General features: G+C 58.6%; 6 protein-coding genes. All 6 read right to left on the reverse strand.

Annotation, left to right across the window (positions count from 1 at the left end; genetic code table 11):
• Window positions 1-110: 110 nt before the first annotated feature.
• Window positions 111-1,064 (reverse strand): phosphate--acyl-ACP acyltransferase, encoded by a 954-nt coding sequence (locus Q0Z93_RS09385; RefSeq protein ID WP_298064873.1) that lies wholly within the window; start codon window positions 1,062-1,064, stop codon window positions 111-113.
• 207 nt (window positions 1,065-1,271) lie between these two features.
• Window positions 1,272-1,454 carry a 50S ribosomal protein L32 gene (gene rpmF / locus Q0Z93_RS09390; protein ID WP_298064874.1) on the reverse strand — a complete coding sequence of 61 codons (183 nt, stop codon included), beginning with the start codon at window positions 1,452-1,454 and terminating at the stop codon, window positions 1,272-1,274.
• Window positions 1,455-1,483: 29 nt separating this feature from the next.
• Window positions 1,484-2,080 carry a DUF177 domain-containing protein gene (locus Q0Z93_RS09395; RefSeq protein ID WP_298064876.1) on the reverse strand — a complete coding sequence of 199 codons (597 nt, stop codon included), beginning with the start codon at window positions 2,078-2,080 and terminating at the stop codon, window positions 1,484-1,486.
• Between the two features lie 66 nt (window positions 2,081-2,146).
• On the reverse strand, window positions 2,147-3,166 hold the full coding sequence (locus Q0Z93_RS09400) for a chorismate synthase (protein ID WP_298064878.1): 1,020 nt from the start codon (window positions 3,164-3,166) through the stop codon (window positions 2,147-2,149).
• A 333-nt stretch (window positions 3,167-3,499) separates the two neighbouring features.
• A complete protein-coding gene (gene thiC, locus Q0Z93_RS09405) occupies window positions 3,500-5,044 on the reverse strand; it encodes a phosphomethylpyrimidine synthase ThiC (protein WP_298064879.1) in 1,545 nt (514 codons plus the stop codon).
• A 2-nt stretch (window positions 5,045-5,046) separates the two neighbouring features.
• Entirely contained in the window at window positions 5,047-6,024 is a 978-nt protein-coding gene (locus tag Q0Z93_RS09410; protein WP_298064881.1) for a polyprenyl synthetase family protein, read from the reverse strand.
• Between the last annotated feature and the right edge of the window lie 427 nt (window positions 6,025-6,451).

The following is a 6,451-nucleotide window of genomic DNA, read 5'->3' on the forward strand; positions in this document are numbered from 1 at the left end:
AAGTTTTTCTGGTTCTCTTTGTTCACAAAGAGAACAGTTCCCTCAAACATAGGGCAGTGAATGAACGAACGGTTAAAAATAAAAAGGGTTCGACGAGTATTAAAAGAGAACTACCCGTTGAACGCCCTTTTGAATTGCGATACCATATCCGTTCGCGCCGCACGTTCGGTCAATCGTATCATATTGGCAATAGCCAGAGCCGACGAGCAGCCATGGCCGATAATCACAGTCGAATTGATCCCCAGCACCGGAGTGCCGCCGACATTTTCGTAATTCAGTCCCTCGATAATCGGCGAAGACTGCCCCTTCCGATGCAAGATACGATAAAATCCCTCGATCGTTTTGAGCAGCGTATTGCCCGAGAAACCGTCGCAGACCACCACATCCGCCACCTCTCCCGTCAGCAGATGCTTGCCCTCCACATTCCCCACAAAGTTATAGTCGCCCGCCGCCCCGCGTTCCGCCATCATCGGATAAGTCGCCTTGGTCAGCAAGTTTCCCTTTTCCGGTTCCTCCCCGATGTTGAGCAGCGCCACCCTCGGATTCGGAATGCCCAGCGTTTCGCGCGCATAGATGCTCCCGATCGTTCCGTACTGAGTGAGCACCTCCGGTTTGCAATCCGCATTCAGCCCCACGTCGAGCAGCAGCACGTCCGTTCCCATAGCCGTTCTGAACGCCGTGGCGATCGCCGGACGGATCACCCCCTCGATCTGCCCCACAGCCTGCATGCTGCCCACCATCATCGCCCCGGTGCTCCCCGCACTGGCAAAGCCGGCGATGTCCCCTTCGCACAAATGACGAAAACCGACAGCGATACTCGAATCGCTCTTCTGGGCGAAAGCCTTTACCGGGTGATCGCCCATAGCGATGACCTCGGAGGTGTGAACGACATCGATCCGCGGATCGTCCAGCAGGCCGTATGTATCTTCGGCCGCCAAAGCCGCCCGGTCGCCGAACAGGACAAGGGTCGTCTCCGCCGACAAATGTGTCAAGGCCGCATGGGCACCCTCCACGGTCACCCGCGGAGCAAAATCGCCACCCATTGCATCAAGGCCTATTCTCATAATTTATGACGTTAGGTTCGTGATGGTTTTTACCGCACGGCCGCACGGCCAGAATCGAATATACGACCCCGGACGAGAAAAGATCCCGTTGCGACCGCAAGCGATGCCTGCCTTTTATTTATTTCCCCCCCCCGCCCGGGGAACCGGTCTTGCGCAGGCCTCCGGTATAATCGGGCATAATTTTCCGGTATAATACCCCCGAAAAAACTATTGGCCCTTGACTTCCATCGCCTTCTTGCCCCGGTAGAAGCCGCACTCCGGGCAGACGCGATGGTACAGAATAGTCGCCCCGCAGTTGGAGCAGGTAGCCAGCGTCGGCGCTACGGCCTTGTAATGAGTTCGTCTCTTGTCACGGCGGGTCGATGAGATCTTGTGTTTAGGATGTGCCATTTTCTTTATTTGCTAATTTATCGTATTCTTTATTTATTGTCTTCCCCCAGCCCGGCAAGCGCCGAGAACGGGCTTTCAGTCTGCGTCCCCTTATTCTCCTGCGTCAAGGCGTCGAATTCCGATTCCGTAACGATCCGGAACCGTTTCAGCATGTCCGGATTGCAATCCTCAAGCGCCGGATGCACCCGCTGGAACGGCAAAGAGAGCATAATACTCTCATAAATATATTGTCCCAGATCCAGATTCGGATCCGCCGGCGAGATCCACAGCAATTCCCCGTCGCTGTTATTGGCCGCCCGGTGCGCATCGCCCGAATACCGTTCCCCTTCCGGTATCGAGTCGCTGATCTTGACCACCGAATGTCCCTCGAAATGCACCGGGCACAGGAATTCGTCCAGACACCGGTCGCATGTCAAGAGCACTTCCGCGTCGACAGTAACAGCCAGTTCCAGCATCGAAGCGTGCTTCACCGCATGCACGTGCGCCTCTCCCCGCCCCGCACGAATCTCCGCCTCGGGCCAGTGTGCGAAGAAGCTGTCGTCGATCGGAAAAACATAGTCGTACCCCCCTTCATGCCCCGCCTTAAGGCCATGAAAATCTATCGTATATGTGGCATTCGCGCTCACTCAGGGATGGTTTTGCATCTTGCAAAGGTAATCATAAATTCAGAATTCGCAATGCGCGGTTCACATTTACCCCTCAGGCGTGCAGGGCGCGGATTTCCGGCCGTCGGCGGAAACGAGGGCGAAATCGCACAGTACGATAGCGGTCATCGCCTCCACCACCACGGGCACGCGCAGGGCGATGCAGGCGTCGTGCCGCCCGCGCACGACTAACGGTTCGACTTTCCCGTCGGCGAAATTGTAGGTCTCCTGCATGCGTGCAATACTGGAGGTCGGTTTGACTACCGCTCGGAATACGATGGGGTTCCCGTTGCTGATGCCGCCGTTGATGCCGCCGGCGTGGTTGGTGCGGGTCGTCCCGTCGGCTGCAATAATCTCGTCGTTGTGTTCGCTGCCGCGCATCCGGGCTGCGGCAAAGCCGGCTCCGAATTCGACGCCTTTGATCGCGGGAATGGAGAACAGGGCGTGGCTCAGTACCGCTTCGACGGAGTCGAAGAAGGGTTCGCCCCACCCGACGGGTACCCCGGTGGCGATGCATTCGACGATCCCGCCGAGCGAATCCTGCTCGTCTACCGCCCGTTGCACGGCTGCGTCTATCTCTTCCTGCCGGGTAAAACCGCCGATTTCCAGAATCCGGCTCTCCACTTTTATGCCGTTACCCAATATTTTTTTTGCGATCGCTCCTGCGGCTACGATCCCGAGGGTAATGCGTCCGGAAAAATGGCCGCCGCCGCGGTAGTCGCTGTATCCGTGCCATTTCTCGCGTGCTACGAAGTCGGCATGGCCGGGCCGCGGCTGGGTCACGAGGTTGGAATAGTCGCCGGAGCGGGTGTCGGTGTTCTGAAATACGACGGTCAGCGGCGCTCCGGTCGTGTGTCCGTTGAAAACGCCGGATACGATATGGGGCTGGTCGGCTTCTTTGCGCGGAGTGGTGCCTTTGGCGCCTGCGCGCCGCCGGTCGAGGTCGGCTTGCAGGTCGGCTTCGCTCAGGGCGATCCCGGCGGGGGCGCCGTCTATGATTATGCCGATCTGTTCGCCGTGCGATTCGCCGAAAATCGATACTCTGAATCGTCGCCCAAAACTGTTCATATCATTGAAATATTAATCGTTCGTTTATTCTGTGCCCTATTGGATGGAACCGTACCTTTTCTGAAGAAAAGGTACCCAAAAGACTTTCAGATAGCTACGCTACTCCTTACGCTCCGCAGTCCTCTTGCATTGCGTTTTTTGGGGGGCGTGGCAATAGCGGGCATAAAGCGTTATTTACCTAAGTGCCCGCTATTGCTCACCCCCCAAAAAATCAAAGACAAAGGTACCCGGCAGGCATCAAGAGATGCGAAGCATCTCAGAAAGTTTTTCTGGTTCTCTTTGTTCACAAAGAGAACAGTTTCCTCAAACATAGGGTAGCGAATAACCGAACGGTTACTTGATCGATTTTGTGATTCTCATGGCACAGAAATGCGGCCCGCACATCGCACAAAAATCCGCATTTTCGCCCACCATCTCCCGGTGCATCCGCCGCGCCCGTTCCGGATCCAGCGACAAGCTGAACTGATCTATCCACCGGAAATCATACCGCGCCCGGCTCATCGCCAAATCCCGCGCAATCGCCGCCGGATGCCCCTTCGCCAGATCCGCCGCATGCGCCGCTAATTTGTACGTCACCACCCCCTCGCGCACATCGTCTCGATTCGGCAGCGCCAGATGCTCCTTCGTCGTCACATAGCACAACATCGCCGTCCCCAGCCAGCCGATCATCGCCCCGCCGATCGCCGACGTGATATGGTCATAGCCCGCCCCGATGTCGCTCACCAACGGCCCCAGCGTGTAGAACGGCGCCCCGTGGCACCACTCGACCTGTCGATCCATGTTCTCTCGAATCCGGTTCATCGGCACATGTCCCGGCCCCTCGATAATCACCTGCACGTCATGCTCCCACGCCCGCCGGCACAGCTCGCCCAACGTTCTGAGCTCTCCGAACTGCGCCGCGTCGTTCGCATCCGCGATGCACCCCGGCCGCAGCCCGTCCCCTAACGACAGCGCCACATCGTACCGCGCCATGATCTCGCAAATTTCGTCGAAATGTTCGTAGAGGAAACTCTCCCGCCCGTGGTGCGCCATCCACTTCGCCATGATGGAGCCCCCCCGCGAGACAATCCCCGTCACTCGCCGCTGCGCCAGCGGCACATGCTCTTTCAAAAGCCCCGCGTGGATCGTGAAGTAGTCCACCCCCTGTTCGCACTGCTCAACCAGCGTGTCCCGATAAGCCTCCCACGTCATATCCTCGACCACCCCGCCCACCTTTTCCAGCGCCTGGTACATCGGCACCGTTCCGATCGGCACCGGTACGTTGCGCAGAATCGCCTCCCGCGTCCGGTGAATATCCTTGCCCGTCGAAAGGTCCATCACCGTGTCCGCCCCCCACCGGATCGCCCACAGCGCCTTTTCGACCTCCTCCGCAATCGAAGAACCTAAAGCCGAATTGCCGATATTGGCGTTGATTTTCACCAAATATTCCGTCCCGATCACCATCGGTTCGGTCTCCGGATGCCGGCGGTTGGCCGGCAGAATCGCCCGCCCCTCGGCAATCGACCGCCGCACCTGCTCCGGCGTGACATACCCCTTGTCGGTCGGCCGCAGCCCGGCGTTTTCGCGCAAGGCGGCATACTCCATCTCCGGCGTCACCACTCCGTGCCGGGCATACCACCGCTGGGTGTGGAACTCTCCTGCCGGCAAAGCCGCCGCCCGCGCCTCGATCCACCCCTCGCGCAACCGCGGCAGCCCCCGCTCCGTATCCGCCTCGTAGCCGGGAGCGGTATAAGGCCCTGTCGTATCGTACAGGTCGAAATCTTCCCCGTTCGTCAAGTGCACCCGCCGCATCCCCACTCGCACATCCCGATGCAGCTTCCCGTTCACGTAAACTTTTTCCGAAGCGTTCTGCGGGTCGTTGAAAAGTTCTTTATACATCGTTATTTCGTTCGTTTCATCAATGAATAAGCATACTCTTCCAACACCGTCAGCCGTTCCGGCTGCGGATGCGCCTGCTGCAAAGCCGCCATCGCCCGGGCAAAGTATTCGCCGATCGCCGCCTCCGCCCTCTCCCGCACCCCGAGGAGATCGTATATCCCCCGCACCCGCGGCAGTTTTTCCGCAATGTCCCCCGGCGCGAGAATCGCCTCCCGCTGAGCATCCGAAGCCGCTGCCATCGCCGCGATATGCAGGAATGTCTTCTTCCCCGCCGCAATGTCGCCGCCGATCTTTTTCCCGAAAGTCTGCGCGTCGCCGTAGGTGTCGAGCAGGTCGTCCTGTATCTGGAAAGCTAACCCCAAGTTCACTCCGAACTCGTACAACGCCCTCCGCGCCTCCGCCTCCGCTCCCCCGACGATCGCCCCCATCTCCAACGCTGCGGCCAGCAGCACCGAGGTCTTGAGCCGGATCATCTCGATGTATTCCGCCTGCGAGACATCTCGGTCGGAGGTCTCGAATTCCATGTCGTACTGCTGCCCCTGACACACTTCCATCGCGGCGCGACTGAAAACATCGAGCAGTTCGGGCAGTTTTTCCGCCCCGTAGGTCAAGCGTCCGTCTTGCAAAATCCGGTAGGCGAGGATCAGCATGGCGTCGCCGGAGAGTATCGCGCGGTTGGAGTCCCATTTTTCATGTACGGTGGGCCGCCCGCGCCGCAGTTCGGCGTTGTCCATGATGTCGTCGTGCAGCAGGGTGAAGTTGTGGAAGACTTCCACGGCTACCGCAGCGGATAACGCGGTCTCCGGCGCGCCGCTGTACAAATCGGCGCCCATCAGGCACAGCAAGGGCCGTATCCGTTTCCCGCCGTCTTCGAGTATGTAGCGGATCGGGGCGTACAGTCCGCGCGGCTCGCTGTCGTCTATCGGCAGGTGCCTGATCTCACGTTCCACGAGTGCCAGCAGGGTCTCTTTGTCTTTCATTCTTTCTAATCTCTTGTCGTGAATCCGGTCGTTTCGCAGAAGACCCGGTGCTGCTCGGCACTCGAACCGGGCTGTAACTAACCCTAACTCCGCAGGGGCGATTCAGGTATTAACCGTCGTTTTTTATGGCCTTGCGTCGGCGAGTTTTTTCTTCGTTGCCTTCATGCCGGGTGGGGTTTTTTGTTCCCGCTTCACCGCTCATGCCGCGGAGGCTTTCTCTTCGGTAATCGCTTCAAGCCGGCGGGGCGTTTGTTCTTTATAATAAGCTTTTTTTGCAGCCCTTATGCGCCGGGTGGGGCTTTTGGTTTTCGCTTCACCGCTCATGCCGCGGAGGCACTTACTTTCTTTGGCACCAAAGAACCGAGCAGCGTTCCGAGGGCAGAGACCGCTTGCGGGCTATGCCGAGGTAGCGCGAGGAAAACCGCAG

The sequence above is a fragment of the uncultured Rikenella sp. genome (assembly GCF_947628055.1).
Taxonomy (GTDB): Bacteria; Bacteroidota; Bacteroidia; order Bacteroidales; family Rikenellaceae; genus Rikenella.

Bases quoted from the DNA above. Each gene is read 5' to 3' on its own strand.
- Q0Z93_RS09385 (WP_298064873.1), bottom strand. From the start codon at position 1,064: ATGAGAATAGGCCTTGATGCAATGGGTGGCGATTTTGCTCCGCGGGTG.
- Q0Z93_RS09400 (WP_298064878.1), bottom strand. From the start codon at position 3,166: ATGAACAGTTTTGGGCGACGATTCAGAGTATCGATTTTCGGCGAATCG.
- Q0Z93_RS09410 (WP_298064881.1), bottom strand. From the start codon at position 6,024: ATGAAAGACAAAGAGACCCTGCTGGCACTCGTGGAACGTGAGATCAGG.
- rpmF (WP_298064874.1), bottom strand. From the start codon at position 1,454: ATGGCACATCCTAAACACAAGATCTCATCGACCCGCCGTGACAAGAGA.
- thiC (WP_298064879.1), bottom strand. From the start codon at position 5,044: ATGTATAAAGAACTTTTCAACGACCCGCAGAACGCTTCGGAAAAAGTT.